The following is a 21,951-nucleotide window of genomic DNA, read 5'->3' on the forward strand; positions in this document are numbered from 1 at the left end:
TCTATACCTAACGAGACAGCTTTTTAGTCATTTTACTACTAAAGATAATTATTATAAAACTTTTTCAATTCTATCAAAGGCTTCCTTAAGCTTTTCCACTCCAACAATACATGCAATTCTCACATATCCTTCTCCACTATCTCCAAAAGCAGTTCCAGGTATAAGGATAACTTTAGTTTTTTCAGCAATCATTTTTGAAAATTCTACTGAACTCATACCTGTACCTTTAATGTTAATAAAGTGATATATGCTACCTTTAGGTGGAAGAACACTTAGTCCCTTAATCTTATTTATCCTCTCATAGGAATAAAATATTCTTTTTTTAACCTCATTTATTATTCTAGGCTGCACCTTTTCTCTTAGCCGCAGTGCATGTAAGGCCGCTCTTTGTGAGATAGAGGGTGCTGAATAACACATATTTTCATTAATATTTTTTATGCACTCTATTATATAATCTGTGGCAATTACATAACCTATTCTCCACCCCGTCATAGCGTACCCTTTAGAAAAGCTTCCAATTGTTATTGTTCTTTCCTTCATTCCAGGTATAGACGCAATAGGTAAAAATTTTTCTTTATAAGTGAAACTATCATATACTTCATCAGATATTATTATCAAATCATTTTCTATAGCTACCTTTGCTATTTCATTTAACAATTCTTTATCAAAGAAGGCGCCTGTTGGATTGTTGGGTGAGTTCAAAATTATAGCCTTAGTTTTTTTAGTTATTAATGCTTTCAATTTATCTATATTAATACTAAAATTATCCTCTTCTACTGTCTTTAAAATTACCGTTTTACCACCAACCAATTTTATTTGTTCTTTATAAGGTGTAAAATAAGGCTCATGAATTATTACCTCATCTCCCTCATCAATAATTGCCTCCAGCACTAAATACATTCCATGACAAGCACCTACTACTGCCATCACCTCTTTTTCTGTAAAATTATAATTATATTCATGGTCATAAAACTTTATTATTTCTCTAATAAACTCAGGATCACCTTTAGGCTCTGTATATTTAGTATGACCATTCATTGCATCCTGCATAGCTCTTTCAATTATCACCTTAGGAGTTATAAAATCTGGAACACCTATACTTAAATCTATTATATTCTTATCTTGTTTTAAATCTGCTGGCAACTCAAACATAACTGTATCTATATTTTGAGAATGTTTTTTTGAAATAAATCTATGCTCCATAACATATCACCTATCCATATAATATTTTTTAGAATTTTTCTTTAATTACAATACCTTCCTCTGTTCTTTTAATATCTCCATCATTTTTCATATCTTAATTATTTAAAAATTTATATACTGTTAATAAAATTAATTTTGGAAGCGTATCAAAAGAGTAGGGTTTATATACTCTCTCTGTCCACTTATGTGCATCTTTACCGTAGCATCCATAATTAATTGCTGGAATATTCAAACTATTTATCCCGTGAATAGGTATATTATATAAATGTGACCAATCCGGAAAATTATCTATTAAACGTTGTATAGAATTATAATCATCATCAATTTTTATATAACTGCTATCTGATAAACTAGGAAAAAATCGAAGCATTTTAAATTTCTCATTGCTTTCTTTCTCAATATCTTTCATGCATTCCTTAACTTTTTCTATAACACTATTTTCAGATTCACTTTCACTTTTTAAAGTATTATGTGGGCAATAAGGTGGTGCAAAAAATAAAACAACCGCAGGCTTTTTATCCCCTTTGATTTTCCAAAGTTTTTCTACTACCTTAAGACAAATTTCTCTTATATCAGTATTTTTATCTGATAATGACTTAGTTAAATTACTTATTATATTATCTAATTTATCACCATATTTACCTTTTACTTTTTCATACAACTCTGAATAGGTAATCACATTAACCTTCCAATTAAAAGCCTTATATTGTTGAGTTGACAATATACAAAACCTTTCATAGCTTTTATTAACATTAGAAATTACATTATTAAAAGATTTTTCTGCTATACTCTTTAAGGTATCTGTAATTTCATTAATAGAAGCATTATGAACAAAATAGTTAAAGTAAAGGAAAGATGCAAAAGGTGTTTGTACATTGTAACTTTCCTTTAAATCCTCATATTTTAGAATTGTTGGTGGAAGAGTATATTCTCCTTTATACCCATCACATAAATTTGTATTTAAATCTATATTTTTTATTATCTCTGCTGCTATCAAATTAGGATTTAACCCCTCAAAACATTGTCCAACATGAGTTTCTTGACCTACAATATAAAAACAAGAAAGAATCTTACCTACCACACCAGTATAAATGTACTTTGTGTTATCTCCCGAATATAATGGACAAATATAGTCATTATTTATTGCTAAAATATATTTTAGATTGTATTTATCTTTTAAATAGCTTAAAGTATCCAAGGCTTCTATTATACCTGTATGTTGATTTTCCTCTACAGGGTTTGACATAAACAAAATATTTCCACTAAAATCTTTTAAGTTTTTGGATAACTCTTTAAGTACTGCTAAATGAACAGCAACTCCACTTTTCATATCTGCGGATCCTCTTCCAAACATCCAATCGTCACTATTTAAATCATTCTTTATTTCCTCACTTAAATCTAATTCTTTTAACTTTTTCTTAAGAATTTCACTATCAAAAGCATAATCCGATAGATTTCCAAAATCATCTACTCCTACAGTATCCATATGTCCGTGTAAAATTATAGTTTCACTTGAAGGATTCTTCTCACCTATTAATAATGCAAAAACATTTGCTCTTCCATATGGATCTTTTTTAAGAGGAACCTTAAAAATATATTGTTTATGTGTCTTAAAATATTCAATATTTTCTATATATTGAACTATCTTATTGCTTATTTTTCTTTCACCTTCAGTACCATTAATACTAGGTATATTAACTAATTCAAGTGTTAACTTCTCTATATCTCCAAACAAATTATTCAAATTAAGACCACCCTTCAAGGGATTTATACTTACATTCATTAATTTATAAATATTTTTAATTCATAAATTCTTTACTGTAAAATTATCCTTTTACTTCATCTTATTTATACTAGTTACCTATTGTTAATGTTTATTAAATTATATTTTTATCCTATGACTCCCTGTTCTAATACTTCCATGCACTCTGTGAAGGTGATTCACACAAAATCAAAGATTTTGCTTCCCTACTTTTCTTTAAGTCCGGAGTAAAAACGGGTACATCCTTGCTTAACTGTTTTATGAAATAAAAACTAACTAAATATACTACTAAAACCAATAAAAACACTATGAAAATCATATGATTAATTGATTTTCATAGTGTTTTTATTTCCCTATATTAAAAAAGTATATTGGATCTTTAAATTCTCAATATAAATATTCTTTCAGATCTCAAAAATTCATTTACGCTCTAATGGAAAGGTCATACAATGTGGTCCTCCTCCACTTTTTAGTGTTTCAGTTAAATCTAATTCTATAACTCTAATGCCATAAACCTTCAATTTTTTATTTACTTCTTCGTTTGATTTAAGAGATATTACTTTTCCGTTTCCTAAGGCTTGTAAATTGCAATAATGTTTAAAAACTCCTTCCTTTGGAATATCAATTAGAGAAAATTTCCTTTCCTCTAAGATACGTATAAAACTGTCAGGTAGAGACTGTTTACATACTACAGCTAACTTTTCATCCACAATATTAAAACACATATCTAAATGGAGATTTTCTTTGTGACATCTTACAGGTATTATATTATATCCAAAACTACTAATCTGTTCTTTTATATCTTGTATAGCCGATTCGTCAGTTCTTGCGACAACTCCTATAGCTAAAGTATCGTTATCTAAAAACCAAAAATCTCCACCTTCAAAAAAACCTTTTGTAACTTTAGCAACACAAGGAACACCTAATTCTTCAAGCTTTTTTCTATAGGCTTCTGTTTCTCCCTTTCTAATATCTTCCTTAAAATTTCCTAAAATATATCCTTCCTTTATACAAGCCCCAAAATCTCTTGCAAAAACCTCATTAGTCAATTTTTTATCAGGCTCCATTAAAACTACTTCCACTCCATTTTCTTCATAAGCTTTTATCAATTCTTTATGTTCTCTAATACATTTTTGTATATCTAATTCATTATTTTCTTTAATCCATTTTTCTGCTATAACATTAATTGCTTGGAGTTTCATATAATCGGGAGGACAAAGTAATACTTTTTTTAATACAGCAGTTGAGTTTTTAACAAAACATTTTTCCATTTCAATCTCCCTTTCAATATTAATTGAAATTTATTTTTGATTTTATACTTTTATACAATTTTTTATCACATTTATTAAATTACATTTTACATATATTTTGTATACAATTAATTAACTTAATAACCCCTTTGCAAATTCACTTTATTAATTAGGCATTGCTTCATTGTATATCTTGTCATATTTTCATAAACTAAATCATATATTTTTTCATGGTTTTTTTCCGAAATCCATGCATTATGAGGTGTTATAATAACATTATCAAAATTCCACAGAGAATTTTCTTTATCTAAAGGTTCATTTTCAAAAACATCTAGAGCAACCCCTCTAAATTTTTTATTTTTAATATATTGTATAAGATCCTTTTCATTAATCACTTCACCTCTACCTACACTAATAAACACAACTCCAGCCCTCATTACTTCAAAACAATGTTTATCAATAATATGATAGGTTTCTTTAGTACCAGGGAATAGATTTACCACCACATCACATTGTTTTAACATTTCCTTCATTTCACTTTTAGGATAGCATTTATCAAAATGTGTTGTCTTTGTGCCTCCAGTATTACATCCTAGCAAAGTAACATTAAATCCTTTTAATCTCTTTGCAGCTTCAACAGAAATACCACCAGTACCTAATATTCCAACTATCTTTTTATCAAGTTCCAGCAATGATTGATCTTCCTTCCAAAGTTTTTTTCTCATATTTTTATAGAAACTGTAACTATTTTTATATATCTCTAATATTTTTAGAACTATCCACTCTGCCACAGGTATACTATAACTATTTTTATTATTAGTTACCAGTATATTATTTTCTTCAATATATTTGTTTGGTAATTGATCAATACCATTACTTAATAGCTGAATCCATTTTAATTTTTTCATATTAGATATATTTAAAGTTGAAAATGGATTATAAGTAATTAATATCTCTACGTCTTTTAAATCATCTTTATAAATTAAATTTTTTTCATCTTTTATCATTATCTTATAACCTAGTGAACTTAACTTATCCATTTTTTCTCTTCCATAATCGTAAGTACATAAAACATCTGTAATCATTAAATATCACCTTTCTTTTAATTTTAATAAGAAAAATATGTACTGTTAAATTCACCATCAGTAAGATACACTATTTATCAGATGACTATCCATTGTAATACTCCCTGGTTCTAAAGTGAAAGCGAACAAATACAAAATAAATTTTGTTTATTAATACTATATGTTTACTTCACAAATAGGTTATATGTTATTTTATAAAAATTCATGATAATATTAATTAAATATTTTTGCATATAAAAAAAACTTTCTGAAACCTCAGAAAGCCCTATAAATTTTTAAATATATCTTATTATATTCGTAAGAAATATCATTTAGCCTTAGGCATGTTCAAATAAATAACTAGTCAGTATACTAGTCTATTATGAATCATACTACGTTAACAGAACCCTCTGATAGCACCACTATCATCAGAACCTGTTTCCTTGTATGATTCATAATATGCGTCGTATCTTTGACTTGTTATTTATTTTCATATGCCTTATGCCCTAACGTAATTAATTTTTCAACTTCACCTTCTGGACATGTAAAAGATCCTATTGGATGTGGTGAATTTGAATAATATCCATGAAAATCCGTTCCTCCAGTCATAATTAAATTATATCTTTCAGCAATATCCTTTATTTGTTTTTTAACTTCTTCTGAATTCCTAGGATGATTGTATTCTGCACCTTGTACCAATCCTTTTCTAGCTAATTCTTCTAATAATTCAATAGAGTCAAATTGCCCAGGATGAGCCATAACTGCAATGCCCCCCACTTCTTTTATCATTTCTAATGCTTCGTATACACTAGGATAGGTAATTTGCACGTAATATTTTCCTTTTTTCGAAAGTAATTCTTTATATAGTTTACCAATGACAACATTTGTATATCCCAAATCTGCCACAGCTTGCATTATATGAGTCTCGTACATGGACTGGCTTTTACAACTATATCTTTCTATATGTTCCATAGTAATAGGGCATTCACTCATTAGCATCTTTGCCATCTGCCTTTTAGCATTTTCTCTATTAATTAAAATTTTATTTAAAAATCCCTGAAGCTTAAATATATCCTTAGGAAAATAACAAAGCATATGAACAGAACGATTAGTTTCATAATTAACTGTAGATATTTCAACACCTGGTATTATAGACATACCTATTTTCTCACCAAATGTATAGGCTGGAAGAACCCCTGCCATGGTGTCATGATCTGTAATAGCTATACAATTTAAGCCTACTTTTTTTGAGTAACCTATGATATCTTGTACACTCAAAACTCCATCGGATAAAAAACTATGATTATGCAAATCTGCTTTCATTTTTCCTCCTATCTGCGTAATTTAGTACGCATATAAGTTAAATTTCACTTTTATATTAACAACATATCACGAAAATTATTTTTTTTCAAGCAATGTCTATGAAATTAAATTACTTAAAAATAATACCTAAATTTTCTTTTCAACTAACTATTCTATCTGCAAACTTCTCATGAATCTTCCATGAAATAAAATTTTATACAAATTGTGTTGACAAAATTATAACTTCATAATATAGTAAAGGTAGAAGGAAAAGAGTAAATCATGTGTTCTATAAGAAAGCATACTTTATCCAATATCATTTTCCGAAAGGAATCAAATATATGAAAAATAGTAAAACAGTATTAGATGTGATTTTCTCTGGATATGATGATTTTTTCGAAGCAGAAAAGAAAATTGCAAATTATATTATAAATAATAAAGAAGAAGTTATAGAAATGACAATTGCAGAATTAGCGGCAGCAAGCGGCGCTAGTGAAGCAACTATTTCGAGATTTTGTAAGAAATGCAATATGAAAGGATTTCATCATCTTAAAATTAGTCTTGCAAAAGAGATTGTGGAATCAAATATGGATGCTATACCAGTATCTAATGACATTGATGAAAATAATATTCCTCAATCTTTACAGAATATCCTAGCAAATAAAATAGAGGAACTTAGACAGACAATCTCTATGATAAATGAAGAAAGTTTTAAAGAAATATTATATTTACTTAATAATGCAAAATCTGTTCAATTTGCCGCAGTTGGTAATACTATTCCAGTTGCCCTAGATGGAACTTATAAGTTTAATCAAATTGGAATTAAGGCAATATCTAATACCATTTGGGAAACACAATTGGCATATACTTATAATTTAACAAATGAAGATGTGTTAATTTCAATATCTAACTCTGGAGCTTCTAAAAGGTTATTAACTGTGATTGAGGCAGCTAATGAAAAAAAAGCCACCACCATTGCAATTACTAATAACGAATGGTCACCAATTGCAAAAGCTAGTAAATATCATATTACAACAGCAACAAGAGAAAAATTATTCATGGATGAGTATTATTTTTCTAGGGTATCTGCATCTATGGTAATTGAGATTTTATATTTATTCTTAACAGTAAAGAAGGAAGATGTATATAAAAACATTAGTAGACATGAACAGTCCATGGCTGATGACAAATTATAGCAAATCTATTATTTAATAATGTATTAATAAAGAATATAGTGGAGATAATACATACTTCATTATTAATAAATCATTAGCAATATGAAAAAGAGAGTTACACTTAAAATAAAATAGAAAGAGGGAATTTAAAATGAAAAAATATAATTGGGGTATTTTAGGAACTGGTAATATTGGTGGAGAAATGGCAGCCGCATTAAATGAAGTAAATGGCGAAATCTATGCAGTATGTGATCTTAATTTAGAAAAAGCACAAGACTTTGCAAATAAATTCCATGTATCAAATGTTTATAATGATGCTGACAAAATGATTGCCAATCCAGAAATTGATATTATATATATTGCAACACCACACAACCTTCATTATCAATTTCTATTAAAAGCAGTTAAGAATGGAAAACATGTTTTCTGTGAAAAAGCAATTACAGTAAATTCAAAACAATTAGATGAGGTAGTTACAATTGCTAAAGAGAAAAACTTAGTTGTAACAGAAGGAATGACAATGTACCACATGCCTTTATATAAAAAATTAAAGGAAATTGTTGATTCAGGGGCTATAGGTAAAGTAAAAATGGTTCAGGTTAACTTTGGAAGCTGTAAAGAGTACGATGTGAAAAATCGTTTCTTTAGTAAAGATTTAGCTGGTGGAGCACTTCTAGATATAGGTGTTTATGCAACTTCCTTTGCAAGATATTTTATGGAGAGTAAACCAAATGTAATTCTTACTACAGCAAAATATTTTGAAACTGGAGTAGATGAACAATCCGGTATTATTATGAAAAATGATCGCGATCAGATGGCAGTTATGGCTTTAACTATGAGAGCAAAACAACCAAAACGTGGTGTTGTCGCAGGAGAACTTGGATATATTGAGGTAAGCAATTATCCAAGAGCTGATAAAGCAACAATCACTTACACAGAAGACGGAAGAACAGAAGAGCTTCAATTAGGAGAAACAGCAAAGGCTCTAAACTATGAAGTAGAAGATATGCAAGAATATATTACAAATAAAACTGGTGATGAACAACTTCAATTGTCAGTTGACGTTTCTCACTTATTAAGTGAAGTAAGAAATCAATGGGGATTTGTATATCCTTTTGAATAAAATAATATTAGTAATGATTTAGAGAAGGTACATAGATTTGATTTACACAAATCTATGTACCTTCTCTATTATATATATTTCTTGCATAAATTAAGAAGCAAATGGTATAAAACTAATGCATTTGCTTACTTATTCATTTTCCTATATATTTTATTTTGATCATCATACTTATAAAAATAATTATGGCCATTACGTTCTTGAATTCTTTCACTTTTACCAAGCACTAAAAATCCGTTATTATCCAAAGAATTATAAAAGTTTTTTAAAACCTTCTCCTTCAAACTGTCATTAAAATAAATAAAAACATTTCTACAAAGTATTAGATTAAACTCGTTTAATGTTCCACTACTTAGTAAGCTATGCTGAAAAAATAATATATTTTTTTTCAATTCATTCTTAACTTTAATATAGTTCTTATTAACATCAAAATACTGAATAAAACTTTTTTCTCCTTGAGCATTTCTGTAATTATCTATATCCTTGTCCAATGTAGTAATTGAATATAGACCATTTTTTGCTTCTTCAATAGCATAGGGATTGATATCCGTAGCATAAATTTGAGTTTTGCCAAGCATATTTGCTTCTTTTAGTATTATAGCTAATGAATATACCTCTTTACCTATTGAACAACCTGCGCACCAAATTTTAATATGATTATAGGAATTTAAATATGGCAATATTTTATTTTTAATCATATTAAATACTTCATGATTTCTAAAAAACTCTGTAGTATTTATAGAGAGATCTAAAAATAAATCATAGAAAATTTCTCGATTATTTAGTACTTGTTCTCTAAATACACTAAAATCGTGAATTCTCTCTCTGATCATGGCTATGTTTATTCTCCTCATAATACTATCTATTTGATACTCTGTATAATCATAGCCATAAATATTGTTTAAATCTTTTAAAAAAATATAAATTTCTTCATGACTAGGTTTTTCTTTTTCATAAGATAAATTGTCCTTAAGCTTTCTAAAAGTTAAATCTTCAGTTATATAACTACATTTTATCCCCAAATATTGCAAATATGAGAACAAGTATCTTTTTAAAACAAAAATATTACATTTTTTATGCTCTTGCAGGATAAAAAGCTTTTCTATAATGCTTCTATGGATTATATTAGCTCCTAGAAAAGTCACATTAAAATTTTTATTTTCTGATATACTTAAAAGTTTCGCTAATTCACCTATTTGATTAGAGTCTTCTAATTCACCAATTACTGTTATATATATTTCATTCTGTTTGCAAATAGTTTTAATAGTCAAATTATCCTCCAAAATTAATTAAGCTTTATTAATCCAAGCTTTTATTAATGTTATTAGTACATCATAATCAATAGGCTTGGAAATATAATCATTGGCACCAGCTGACATACACTTTTCTCTATCACCTTTTAGTGACTTTGCTGTTGTAGCTATAATTGGTATATTTTTAATTTTATCTGAGTTTCGTATTTTTTTAATTGCTTCATATCCATTCATAACAGGCATCATTATATCCATTAAAATTAAATCTATAGCCTGAGTTTCAAGTTTTGTTAATGCTACTTCTCCATCTTCAGCTTCAATAATTTCTGCACCGTACTCTTCTAATGCAGCAGCAAGTACAAATATATTTCGTGGATCATCATCTGCAATGAGTATTTTTTTATTAGCTAGATTTAGTGCTGTATCTTTATTAATTTTAGAAGTCATAATACTTTTGTATTCTTCTTCATTATTAACCTTATGAAGTATTAAAGTCAGTTCGTCTAGCAACCTTTCATCTGAATTTGAAGTTTTAATAATTATTCTATCTGAATATAATTTTATCTCTTTTTCTTGTTCAGAAGATATGTCCATTCCTGTATAAATAATAACAGGAACATATGTATCTTTTAGTTTTAATGTTTCATTAATTTCTTTTAGCAAAGCAATTCCATTTATGTCTGGCAGTCCTAAATCTAATAAAACACCATTAATTTCATGTTCTTTTATAAGTTTTAGTGCTTCTGCTCCACTATTGGATGTTAATGCAGTAAAACCTATACCTTCAGAGACAGCCTTTATTGACTGTATCAAGTTTTTATCATCTTCAACTATTAGTAGATTTTTTTGTTTTATATTTTTTATTTCTTCTATATATACTTCTTTTTTATTTTTAGGCTCTGGAGTCATAGTAACAGCAGCCTCTTGCTTTGTAGAAGACTCTTCTTCTGAAAGAGTCAAAGGCAAATACAGATAAAAAGTGCTCCCTACTCCAGTTTCACTGCTTACTTCTATTTTACCATTCATAAGTTCACAAAGCTTGCTGCTAATAGATAATCCAAGGCCTGTACCCCCATATTTTCTTGAAATAGAGCCATCGCCTTGGTGAAATTCTTGAAAAACTATATCTAATTTTTCTTTAGCAATACCTATTCCTGTATCAGATACAGAAAATACTAGATTATTTTTATAATGATGATCTTCTGCTATTTTTAATTTTACAGTTCCCATATCTGTAAATTTAAATGCATTAGATAAAAAATTCCTAATTACTTGTGAAATTCTATCTCTATCACCATAAAAATCATTTTTAAATTGATCTTCCAGTATAAACTGAATATTTTTTTCCTTTGCTATCCCATCAAAAATATCCCTAAGTTCTTTTATAAGATCCTTTGTATTAAAATAATTATAGTTAATATCTATTTTTCCAGCCTCGATTTTTGATAGATCTAAAATATTGTTTATCAAACGAAGGAGATGCTGCCCTGAGTCATATATAACTTTAAATTTTTCTCTTGTACCACTTTCGAACTTATTTTTTTCATTTCTAATTAAAAGATTCGATAATAATATAATTGAATTAAGAGGTGTTCTAAGTTCGTGAGAAATATTTGCCAAAAATTCGGATTTATATTTATTTGCAGTTTCTAACTCTTTTGAACGTACCAAAATTTCTTCTTTAGATTTTTCTAATTCCCCATTCTTAATATTCATAATCCTTGACTGCTCTTCTATTTGTAGTTGATGTTCTTCAAGCTGAGTATTAGTTTGCTGTAGTTCTTCACTCTGTTGTTGAAGTATTTGTTGTTGTTCTTCAAGTTGAGAATTAGTTTGTTGAAGTTCCTCAGCTTGAACTTGAAGCTGCCTTTGTTGTTCTTCTAATTCTTCATTTGCATTTTTAAGCTCACTTGATATTTCATGTGCTTCTTTAGTTGATTCTTCACTTTTAACTAATAGGTCTTTAATCCTTTCATTTTGGAATACAGAGTAAAGGTTTATGGCAATTGCATTGCATACTTCTCCTATGAATTTCTTTTTTAAGTCATCAAAATACTCAAAAGAGGATAATTCAATAACTCCGTAGAGATCATTCTCATAAATTAAAGGAAAAGTATAAATATTAAGTGGTGGAGCAAGTGTAGTTGAGGTACAAATTGCTGATTCGGACTCTCTTACCTTTTTTAGATGTATGGGTTTTCTCTCTAAAGCCACTTGTCCTACAATTCCTTCCCCAAGCTCATATATATTAGATAATTTCTCTCTTTCTGTAAAGGCAAAGGATGAATTTAAAATAAGTCTATTCTCTGAATGTTTGTATATATAAAAGGTTCCGTTACCAGCATCTAAAGTTCTTGATAAAAAATCGATAGTCTTTTGTGTTAATTCTTTTACAGAAAGGCTATTAGCCATTACATCATTTAGCGCATTTTGAGCATTATTTATCCATAACTTAGTTTTTAACTTACCTATTAGTAGATTATAATTTTTAGCCATTTCCGATATTTCATCTTTTTCATTAATTTCATATTCTTCAAAATTGCCTGAGTTTGAAATTTTAATCATATGATCTTTTAATTTGTTAATAGGAACTACAATACTTTTTATTATTGATATAAACAGTACTAAAAGTATACTTGTTAAAATTGTTAAAGTTAAAATTAAAGTTATTCTCTCTGAAGACTGCAGCTCATTTGATTCTTGAATTAAGCTTGTTTGATTAGTTGAAGAATTTGAATATATGTTATCAAGATCAAGTTCAAGCTCACTTACAAAATCTGAACTTATCCCCTTAGATATATTTATTGCATCATCTTTTTTACCTTCTTGCATATCTTTAATAATTTTATCCCTTTGTGTTTTCCACCATTTAGAGAGAATATCATTAGCATCTTTTAAATTTCTTTTAGTATCAAAATCAACAGAATTTTCTCCTATAGTATCTAAGTTTTTTTGGAAATCACTTTCATATCGGTCAACTTTATTTATATTCTCTTGAATTTCATCACTACCTGTTGATAAAATCACATCATTCATAGAGCTATTGATTTTAACCAAATTTACTTTTGCATTCACTGTAGCATCGGAAACCTTCGATGATTGATTATATAGTCTATTAGTTACTTCTGCTAAATTATTAATTTCTATTAAAGCAAAAATGCCAAATCCAATAAATGTTGTAATACAAATAAAAAACAATATCAAAAATCTCTTTTTTATATTAAAATTTTTAAAAATATTCATAAATTCCTCCTTAAAAATGGATCTCACAAACTTTTATTTATTTTTCCATTTAGCTATATATTGGTCTACATTTTCTGGAGTAACTAATTCATTCTGTAAATTTATTGTTCTTTGCACACTTTCACCTTTAGCTGCTTTAACTGAAGTTTCTATACTGCTCTTACCTAGCTTTGTTGCATCCTGAAATACTGTAACAGCTAATTCTCCATTTTTTAAATAATCAAGAGCTTCAGGGGTAGCATCTATACCACCTACAGTTATCTTTCCAAGTTTTCCCGCTGCTTCTATAGCTTTTAATGCTCCTATTGCCATTTCATCATTATTGCTAGCTACTACATCAATTTCTTTGCCAGATTCAATCCAAGTTTCCATTAGAGCCATACCTCTAGCTCTATCCCAGTCAGCTGATTGCTCCGCAACAATTTTCATATTAGGATATTTAGCTATTACTTCATGATAAGCTTCAGTTCTTAACCTCTCTGATTCACCACCCAGCTGCCCCATCATAATTGCAACGTTTCCTTTATAATTCAATTTTTTTGCAAGATATTCCATTTCTACTGTACCAGCCTGTTTTGAATCTGAAGTTATATAACTTGCTGCATTATTTTGATTTTCAACGGGATCCATAAGACTGATAATTGGAATATTGGCCGCTTTAGCTTTATCAGTTATTTCCTTTGATGAATATGTATAAACTGTGTTAATGACTATTGCATCTACTCCCTGAGATATAAAGTTTTCAACCTGTGACAATTGTGTATTAGAATTCTGTTTTGAATCAACATATGTAACTTCAACATCATTTAAGGTTTTTGAGTAATTCTTCATTTCATTAAGTAAATAAGATCGGTATTTATCATTATAATTAGATATGCAAACACCTATCTTAATTTTGTTTCTATCTTTTACTGTATTATTATCTATTTTTACACATCCAATAAATAAACATATTGTCATAACAGTAAGTATCATTAATAAAAATTTTTTCATTGATTTTATCTCCCTTGTATATTTTTATCCAACTAACAACACTAGATACACATTCACCTTTATATATATTTTCTTACTGTTTAATGAAAATTTTAACTAAATCAAAAGTATATATCAGAAAACTCTATGTCAATTTTTTTAATTACAGCACTGCTATTATTTATTAAGTGCTCTTGGATAGTTTTTTCACCAGCTCCTTCTCTGATAGGAATTTTGACAATAAATTCACTTCCTTTTTGTGATTCGCTTTTAACACTTATGGTTCCTCCGTGCATTTCAACTAAAGACTTCACAAGACTAAGACCTATGCCGCTGCCCTCACAGCTTCTTGTAAGGAGGTTGTCTACTTGTTTGAATCTTTGAAAAATCATTTGCTGTTTGTCTTTAGGAATTCCTATACCAGAATCCTTTACACTAATTTCAATGAATTTATCTAAAACATTTACATTAACAAAAATATTTCCGCCTTTAGGAGTAAATTTTATTGCATTTGATAGAAGATTTAGTACAATTCGTTCAATAGTATCTAAATCACAATAAAAATTTAGTTCTTCCACATTAGTATCAAATATCACTTCTATATTTTTTGAGGCCGCAAATTCTACAACAGATAGTACAACTGATTCCACTACCTCAATAATATTACATGTTGAAAAATTAAGAGTAAAATTACCCGAATCCATTTTTGTAATATCTAATAAATTGTTAACTAACCTTACGAGCCTATAACAATTTTGGATTTGAATTTTTACATTTGACTTCATCTTTTCTTTATTTAAAACCTTATCATTTTCTAGGTAATGTCTTATAATTTGTGATGATCCTAAGAGAATATTTAAAGGAGTTCTAAATTCATGGGAGATATTTGCAAAAAAACTATTTTTAGCTTCATTAGCTTCCTCAGCCATTTCCTTTGCTCTTGTTAATTCTTTTGTTTGTTCTTGCAACAATATATTTGTTTTTCTTTCTTTTTCTATTAGCTTTAGATATACATTTATTCTATTTATAAGTAAAAAATCATCAATGGGCTTAGTTAAATAGTCCACAGCGCCTATTTCAAACCCTCTTTTTTTGAAATCATCTCCAATATAAGCTCCTGTTAAAAATACAATGGGAATATGTTCTGTCTTCTTTCTTCCCTTTATAATTTGCGCCAGTTCAAAACCATCCATTTCTCTCTTCATTTGTACATCTAAAATAATTAAATCTACGGGATTTTTTATAAGCTCTTGCAATGCCTTTTTCGGAGTATCTGCAGTCAATACGTTAGCATCAATGTATTCCTTTATAAGAGTTTTTACAGTAAATAAATTGTTTTGATCATCATCAACTACTAAAATTGTATATAAATTTGTTATGTTCATTTTATAAAACCTTCCCTTATACTATTTAAAAGCAATATTTGTCAAGTATTCCCGATTTTTTACTTTACTTCTGAATTATAGCATAGGATTCTTTTATTATACAATATATTATGTAAAAATAAGTCAATAATTTTTTAACCACTTTACTTTATATTAAGTTTAAAATATATTATCTAAATATAATGCATATACTTAAATTTTACTTTTAAAAATTAATATATATAGAATCTCTAAGGCGTTTTATATCACTTATAGGAGGTAATCCAAACATCCGTGCATACTCGCGACTAAATTGGGAAGGGCTCTCATAACCTACCTTAAAACCTGCATCTGCAGCGTCTAATGTTTCTGAAAGTAATAGGCGCCTTGCTTCTTGTAATCTAACTTGTTTTTGATATTGTAATGGGCTCATTGCAGTAACTTTTTTAAAGTGATGGTGTAATGAGGATGGACTCATGTTTATTTTCTTTGCTAGTTCATCGATACGCAAGGGTTTTGCAAAATCACTGTTAATAACATTAATAGCTTTTGAGATAGATTGAGCATGGCTACCTATAACAGCAAATTGCTTTACTATGTATCCATGCTCATCTTGTAAAACTCTATAAAGAATTTCACGAATAAATAGAGGTGCAAGGATTGGGATATCATTTGGAGTTTCTAAAAGGCTAACAAGCCTTAGCAAAGTATCAAGAAGTGTTAAATTAGTTTTGGTTACAATTAACCCTCTTTTTAAGTCAGATTTTTTGCTAGAAACTTGTTGTGATTCTTTGATAATATCAAGAATTTGATCAGAACTAAAACTTAGTTTTATAGATAAATATGGCATATCAGGAGTAGCTTCAATGATTTTGCCTATAATAGGCAAATGAACAGAAGCCACCAAGTATGAGTTTGTGTCATATTTATAACTTTCTTTTCCAAGAATAACCATTTTAGCGCCTTGTACTATTATGCATAAGGATGGTGCATAAAGTGAATGCAATGGCTCTAATATGCTAGAGGCACGTATAAAATCCAATGATGGTATAGCCGTTGATTGCAATCCATCTCTATCAGTAAAACGCTCAACTAGCAAAGCTAACTGTTTTCTCTGATTTATTAAGTTATGCTTGTCAAAATTAAAAATTCTATTTTTCATATTAGATCATCTCCTGTTCATATAAAGATTATAATCAAATTTGCAGGATCAGGCAATGATTAAGGATGAATAGGCTACCATATTGGGCTATCTTAGATATATAATTATCCCATAATCATATACAAGTTATTTAATAAAATTAAAAAGGAGGTAGAAATTGAGTTTTAGTATGAATGATAATATGGCATACATTAGTAACAATGCACAAAATCAATGAGAATACAAAGTCGCCTGTGTGCCGAGGAAATTATGGAGGATTTTATTATGAGTACAATTAATAAACAAAGATTTTCAATTGTCATAGGAGGATATCATGAGTGATTTTATGGAACTTTGTTTGCGCCGACAGAGCTGCAGAAACTTTGCCGATCGGCCGGTAGAACATGAAAAACTGGTACGCTGTGTTGAAGCGGCCCGTCTTGCCCCATCGGGCTGCAACGGGCAACCTTGGAGTTTTGTAGTTGCACAAAACCCAGATATTGTAAGTGAATTAGCAAAATGTGCGCAGCAGCTTGGACTGAATTCCTATATATCCGGCGCAAATGCATTTTTTGTTATACTCGAGGAACATGCTAATCTGATGCCTCAATTAAAATGTATTGTTGACAGTCAGTATTTCGCCCCTGGTGATATCGGAGCAGCCGCAGCTTATCTCTGCCTTGAAGCTGAGTCACAAGGGATCGGCACCTGTGTGCTGGGGGTATATAACAGGGAAAAAATTAGTTCCTTGTTAGACATTCCGCAAGAGAAGAAAATTCGTTTTCTAATCGCTGCCGGATATCCAGCAGACATAGCTGTACGCCAGAAAGCCCGCAAACCGTTAGAGGACATTATCCTATTTATTCCTTAACAACTCGGAATAAATAGGCCGCACACAGGAGATACTACAAATATAAACAGATAGCCGGAACAGAATTCCCTTATCTGTCAAATAAACGGATTAGCCAGTGTGAAAGCTTCTAAACCAGAAACAATCATAAGTCATTGTTTCCAAAATTTTTATTAAAATAAAAGAATCATTAAGGAGGTATTTTATGACTAACAACACAAATTTGCGCGTTGCCCTAATCACCGGCGCTTCGGGCGGCATTGGCCGCGTTGTTGCCGAGCGTCTTGCCAAAGACGGCATCGCCATAGGCGTACATTACGCCAACAATAAGTCCAAGGCGGATAAAATCGTTTCTACAATTACCGCTGCAGGCGGCAAGGCAATCGCAGTAGGAGGCGACGTAGCAGACGAAACTGCCATGTCCGCAGCATTTGATTCTGTGGAAAAGGAATTCGGTGGAATTGATATTGTTGTAAACACAGCCGGCATTATGCTGCTGTCTCCGATTGCAACACTTAATCTCGATGACCTTGATCGGATGCACCGTACTAACATCCGCGGCACCTTTGTTGTCTCCCAGCAGTCCGCAAGACGCGTGAGGAGCGGCGGCGCAATCATCAACTTTTCCACTTCCGTTACCCGCCTCCAATTCCCGAACTATGGAGCATATGCAGCAAGTAAAGGTGCAGTTGAAGCTATGACCCTGATACTGGCCCGCGAACTTCGAGGCAAAGATATAACTGTGAATGCAGTAGCCCCTGGCCCAACCGCAACACCTCTGTTCCTCGATGGCAAAGATGAGGCCACAATTGAGCATCTTTCTAAGGCCGCACCGCTTGAGCGTCTCGGTACTCCTGAGGATATTACCGAGGTTATTGCTTTCCTTGCCGGTCCTGCACGCTGGATTAACGGACAAGTACTCTTCGCTAATGGCGGACTGGCCTGAGCAATCGGATTAACCCCTTGGTTTTGGACAAAACCAAGGGGTTAATCCGATTCTTTAAATATGCGGATGATCCATTAGACACCCGCTTTGAAAAATATGAAATCAGAAAAGAAAAGGATTGCATCCTTTTCTTTTTTATCTAACTCTTCTATAAAAAGTATGGAAAAATAAAAAAATAAGCAAACTTACATTTCTGTAAACCCACTTATTTGAATGTTTTGGCAGGGGTAGTAGGATTTGAACCTACAGCCAATGGTTTTGGAGACCACTACTCTACCGTTGAGCCATACCCCTATATTTTGTTTATAATTGATATCATTTAATTATTTTACTATAAAGGTTACCAACACAAAATATTATAATATAGAAAAGATTTAAAGTCAAGAAAATAAAGTTAATTTATCTTAATCGCTTAACTTTGTACCACAATGTGGACAAAAGTCAAAGTTTTCATCCACTTCTTTTCCACAGTTATCACATATAAGTTTTCCACATTGTGATCTATTATCTTCTAATATAGTTATATTTAAATTAGATAGAACAGAATCTTCACCCCTTTCTAAATCTTCACCTTGTTCTTTAGACAATCCAAATATACTTCCACAGCATTTTGAAATTAAATAGTATTCCTCTCTCCATTTAAATATTGGAATAAAAAATATTTGAAAATAATTATACATTTTTATTAACTTATATGCAGTCATCCTTTCACAGGATTTACAAACCATATTATTTATAATTCTTATTTCTTCATGTCTCTTTCCTGCTCCAAATATACCTATGAAAAACACTATAAAACCCCCATTAAAATTATAATCTTAAGTTTAAATATTATAATGAGTAAGAATAAAATCAAAATTTTTTCATTATTTAAATCTACCCATCAATAAATAGCTTTTCTCTTACTTAATAACATTTTTTATACTTTCCATATTACCTTTTAATATATCAATATAACTCATATCTCCATTATAAACTGTTAATTTTATTGTTTGTATATTATATCTATCTATTATGTCTTTATTTTGATTTAAATCATTATCATCATCATATATAAAACATAATTTCTTTTCATTATCTTTCTCTACAGATATTCTTTGATTATCTTCTGGAGAAATGTTTCCCTGATCATTTCTATAAAACTTTATATTATTTAAATTTTGGCTCTTTAAGAAATAATCAAATTTATCTGTATCCGTAACAATTGTATAGCCTGACATCTTACTACTTATATCTTTCATAGATTCTTTGTACCCATCTATATCCTTAATAGCATTTCTAAAATTTGTTTCATATAAATTTCTATTTTTAGGATCCTTTTCTTCTATAGCATTTTTAATATTAAGTAGCATTGTTCTATAATTATCTATATCCATCCAGTAATATGGATTTTTTTGACCATAGTTTTTTTGCACTTTTGTTATTATAGTTTAAAATACTAACGCCTCTAGAGGAATTTATTATAGAAACTTTACTTTTATCAACTTTATTTAAAAAATCATCTATCCAATTTTCAAAACCAGCACCAGTATATATAAATAAATCTTGCTTACCTATATTTGAAGTACCGTCATCAGTATATGTAAAATCTTCATTTTCATTTTCATTCTTTAACATAAACTCTAAATTGTTATCATCGCCAGCAATATCCTTTACTATATTATAAAGATCTTTGTTAGTAACCATTATATCTAAATTCTTTATCACCTTTTTCTTGTTTCCAGTATTTGAATCAATGCTTATGTTCTTATCACAGGCACACTGTAATATAATTATTATGGACAAAAAAAATATACATATTATCTTTTTCAATTTTTCCACCTCTGTTTTATGCTCTCACTTCTAAATATATATATTATTATACAGTAATTTACTATATTATTTCTACATTACATAAAGATTTTTTATTAATCTAATATTAAATAATTTACAATAAAATTAAATATGGTAAAATAATATTACATAATAATTCAAATGGTAAATTTAGGTGGTATAATACTATGAAAATAAGCTTAGATAAAACAATAAGAGCTATGGCTATAGCCTTGGATTTAGCTGAAATAAGTTCAGTAAAAGATTCGACTATAATTGAAGATATATCCAATATAAATTTTTCAAATCATAATTATTTAAACCACTCCAAAAGAACTACATATATCTCATTAAAATTAGGAGAACAATTAAATTTCTCTGAAATTTTCATGAAGGAATTATACATATCCAGCCTTTTACATGATATTGGTGCTTCTAATTTTTTAAAGGAAAGCCACACTTCAAATACATTTATTTTGGATCATTGCAAAAATGGTTCACGTATAATAGAAAATCTTCCTCTATTCACTAATATAAGTCCTATAATACTCTATCATCATGAAAATTTTGATGGCAGTGGAGCTATGGGGTTAAAGGGAGATGAAATTCCTATAGCCAGTCAAATTATCAGACTAGCTGATTTAGTAGAACTTCTTTATGATGAAAACTTTACATCACATAAACAGAGAAGCAAAATTATATCTTGGGTTAAGATAAATTCCAACTTTATTTTTTCTGAAAATTTAGTTAATACGTTTTTATGTATCGCTGAAAAGGATATATTTTGGTTCGATATAGAAAATATATCCTTTATGGACTTTATTTTAGATAATATATCACCATCACTAGACATATACCTTGATTTATATGAGTTTGAAAAAATAGCTTATATATTAGCTAGTATAATTGACAATAAGAGCTCTTTTACTGCTAAACATTCAAAAGGTATTGCTGATTTAGCCTGTATGGTATCTCATCATATGGGTTACCCAGAAGAAAAATGTTTAGAAATTAAAATAGCTGGGTTACTGCATGATATTGGTAAATTAGCTATTCCCAATAGTATATTAGATAAAAATGGACAACTTACAAAAGATGAATTCTCCGTTATTAAATCTCACGTATATTATACAAAGATAATATTAGATAGAATAGAAGATATAAAAGATATTAGTGAATGGGCCTCAAATCATCATGAAAAATTAAACGCCACTGGTTATCCTCGAAAACTAGACAGATTTACTATTTCAGAAGAATCAAGAATTTTATGTGTTTGTGATATATATCAGGCACTTACAGAGGATAGACCCTATAGAAATGGATTGAATAGTGAAAGAGCCTTTGCCATTCTTAATGGTATGATAGATGAAGGATTAATATGCGAACATTCAGTAAAAGAACTAAAGGATACTTTAAAAGAAAATACTTATTAAACTTAGTGATTTATTAAGAAGAAGTAAAGGCACTGCCTTTTCTTTTTTTTATTTTTAATAT

General features: G+C 29.3%; 18 protein-coding genes and 1 tRNA gene. 5 read left to right on the forward strand and 14 right to left on the reverse strand.

Going from position 1 to position 21,951, the window contains the following annotated elements:
• Positions 1 to 51: 51 nt before the first annotated feature.
• The 5 genes from RH99_RS01080 to RH99_RS01100 all read right to left on the reverse strand — a co-directional run bounded on the left by RH99_RS01080 (position 52) and on the right by RH99_RS01100 (position 6,602).
• Complete coding sequence (locus RH99_RS01080; protein WP_010233218.1) at positions 52 to 1,203, reverse strand: pyridoxal phosphate-dependent aminotransferase; 1,152 nt, start codon at positions 1,201 to 1,203, stop codon at positions 52 to 54.
• A 94-nt stretch (positions 1,204 to 1,297) separates the two neighbouring features.
• On the reverse strand, positions 1,298 to 2,947 hold the full coding sequence (locus RH99_RS01085; protein ID WP_010233220.1) for a M20/M25/M40 family metallo-hydrolase: 1,650 nt from the start codon (positions 2,945 to 2,947) through the stop codon (positions 1,298 to 1,300).
• 437 nt (positions 2,948 to 3,384) lie between these two features.
• Positions 3,385 to 4,236 carry a dimethylarginine dimethylaminohydrolase family protein gene (locus RH99_RS01090; protein WP_010233222.1) on the reverse strand — a complete coding sequence of 284 codons (852 nt, stop codon included), beginning with the start codon at positions 4,234 to 4,236 and terminating at the stop codon, positions 3,385 to 3,387.
• Between the two features lie 116 nt (positions 4,237 to 4,352).
• Entirely contained in the window at positions 4,353 to 5,300 is a 948-nt protein-coding gene (locus RH99_RS01095; protein WP_010233224.1) for a phosphoglycerate dehydrogenase, read from the reverse strand.
• Positions 5,301 to 5,759: 459 nt separating this feature from the next.
• Positions 5,760 to 6,602 carry a PHP domain-containing protein gene (locus RH99_RS01100; RefSeq protein ID WP_010233226.1) on the reverse strand — a complete coding sequence of 281 codons (843 nt, stop codon included), beginning with the start codon at positions 6,600 to 6,602 and terminating at the stop codon, positions 5,760 to 5,762.
• Between the two features lie 320 nt (positions 6,603 to 6,922).
• Between RH99_RS01100 and RH99_RS01105 the strand changes: the two genes are divergently transcribed.
• Entirely contained in the window at positions 6,923 to 7,777 is an 855-nt protein-coding gene (locus RH99_RS01105) for a MurR/RpiR family transcriptional regulator (RefSeq protein WP_010233228.1), read from the forward strand.
• A 130-nt stretch (positions 7,778 to 7,907) separates the two neighbouring features.
• Positions 7,908 to 8,879, forward strand: a complete 972-nt coding sequence (locus tag RH99_RS01110) for a Gfo/Idh/MocA family protein (RefSeq protein ID WP_010233230.1) — start codon at positions 7,908 to 7,910, stop codon at positions 8,877 to 8,879.
• A gap of 125 nt (positions 8,880 to 9,004) precedes the next feature.
• Here RH99_RS01110 and RH99_RS01115 read toward each other — a convergent pair whose 3' ends face one another.
• The 5 genes from RH99_RS01115 to RH99_RS01135 form a co-directional block, all read right to left on the reverse strand.
• Entirely contained in the window at positions 9,005 to 10,147 is a 1,143-nt protein-coding gene (locus RH99_RS01115) for a CheR family methyltransferase (RefSeq protein ID WP_010233232.1), read from the reverse strand.
• 18 nt (positions 10,148 to 10,165) lie between these two features.
• On the reverse strand, positions 10,166 to 13,372 hold the full coding sequence (locus RH99_RS01120) for a response regulator (RefSeq protein WP_010233234.1): 3,207 nt from the start codon (positions 13,370 to 13,372) through the stop codon (positions 10,166 to 10,168).
• Positions 13,373 to 13,405: 33 nt separating this feature from the next.
• On the reverse strand, positions 13,406 to 14,365 hold the full coding sequence (locus RH99_RS01125; RefSeq protein WP_010233236.1) for a sugar ABC transporter substrate-binding protein: 960 nt from the start codon (positions 14,363 to 14,365) through the stop codon (positions 13,406 to 13,408).
• A 101-nt stretch (positions 14,366 to 14,466) separates the two neighbouring features.
• Complete coding sequence (locus RH99_RS01130; RefSeq protein WP_010233239.1) at positions 14,467 to 15,729, reverse strand: hybrid sensor histidine kinase/response regulator; 1,263 nt, start codon at positions 15,727 to 15,729, stop codon at positions 14,467 to 14,469.
• 205 nt (positions 15,730 to 15,934) lie between these two features.
• Entirely contained in the window at positions 15,935 to 16,870 is a 936-nt protein-coding gene (locus RH99_RS01135) for an AraC family transcriptional regulator (RefSeq protein WP_010233242.1), read from the reverse strand.
• Between the two features lie 313 nt (positions 16,871 to 17,183).
• On the opposite strand from RH99_RS01135, the gene RH99_RS01140 reads away from it, so the two are divergent.
• Positions 17,184 to 17,720 (forward strand): nitroreductase family protein, encoded by a 537-nt coding sequence (locus RH99_RS01140; protein WP_010233245.1) that lies wholly within the window; start codon positions 17,184 to 17,186, stop codon positions 17,718 to 17,720.
• A gap of 184 nt (positions 17,721 to 17,904) precedes the next feature.
• Positions 17,905 to 18,645 (forward strand): SDR family oxidoreductase, encoded by a 741-nt coding sequence (locus tag RH99_RS01145; protein WP_010233248.1) that lies wholly within the window; start codon positions 17,905 to 17,907, stop codon positions 18,643 to 18,645.
• A 219-nt stretch (positions 18,646 to 18,864) separates the two neighbouring features.
• On the opposite strand, the gene RH99_RS01150 is transcribed toward RH99_RS01145, so the two are convergent.
• From RH99_RS01150 to RH99_RS19860, 4 genes are all read right to left on the reverse strand, one after another.
• Positions 18,865 to 18,939, reverse strand: a tRNA-Trp gene (locus RH99_RS01150).
• Between the two features lie 110 nt (positions 18,940 to 19,049).
• Positions 19,050 to 19,436 carry a zinc ribbon domain-containing protein gene (locus RH99_RS01155; protein WP_010233251.1) on the reverse strand — a complete coding sequence of 129 codons (387 nt, stop codon included), beginning with the start codon at positions 19,434 to 19,436 and terminating at the stop codon, positions 19,050 to 19,052.
• A 111-nt stretch (positions 19,437 to 19,547) separates the two neighbouring features.
• Positions 19,548 to 19,997, reverse strand: a complete 450-nt coding sequence (locus tag RH99_RS19855; RefSeq protein WP_279372964.1) for a metal ABC transporter solute-binding protein, Zn/Mn family — start codon at positions 19,995 to 19,997, stop codon at positions 19,548 to 19,550.
• A 10-nt stretch (positions 19,998 to 20,007) separates the two neighbouring features.
• Positions 20,008 to 20,457: a metal ABC transporter solute-binding protein, Zn/Mn family gene (locus tag RH99_RS19860; protein ID WP_279372966.1), complete on the reverse strand. Its 450-nt coding sequence runs from the start codon at positions 20,455 to 20,457 to the stop codon at positions 20,008 to 20,010.
• A gap of 188 nt (positions 20,458 to 20,645) precedes the next feature.
• Here RH99_RS19860 and RH99_RS01165 point away from each other — a divergent pair, with 188 nt between their 5' ends.
• Positions 20,646 to 21,890, forward strand: a complete 1,245-nt coding sequence (locus RH99_RS01165) for an HD-GYP domain-containing protein (protein WP_010233254.1) — start codon at positions 20,646 to 20,648, stop codon at positions 21,888 to 21,890.
• Positions 21,891 to 21,951 lie beyond the last annotated feature (61 nt).

This window comes from Clostridium arbusti SL206, from assembly GCF_000246895.1.
GTDB classification, from domain to species: Bacteria; Bacillota; Clostridia; order Clostridiales; family Clostridiaceae; genus Clostridium_I; species Clostridium_I arbusti.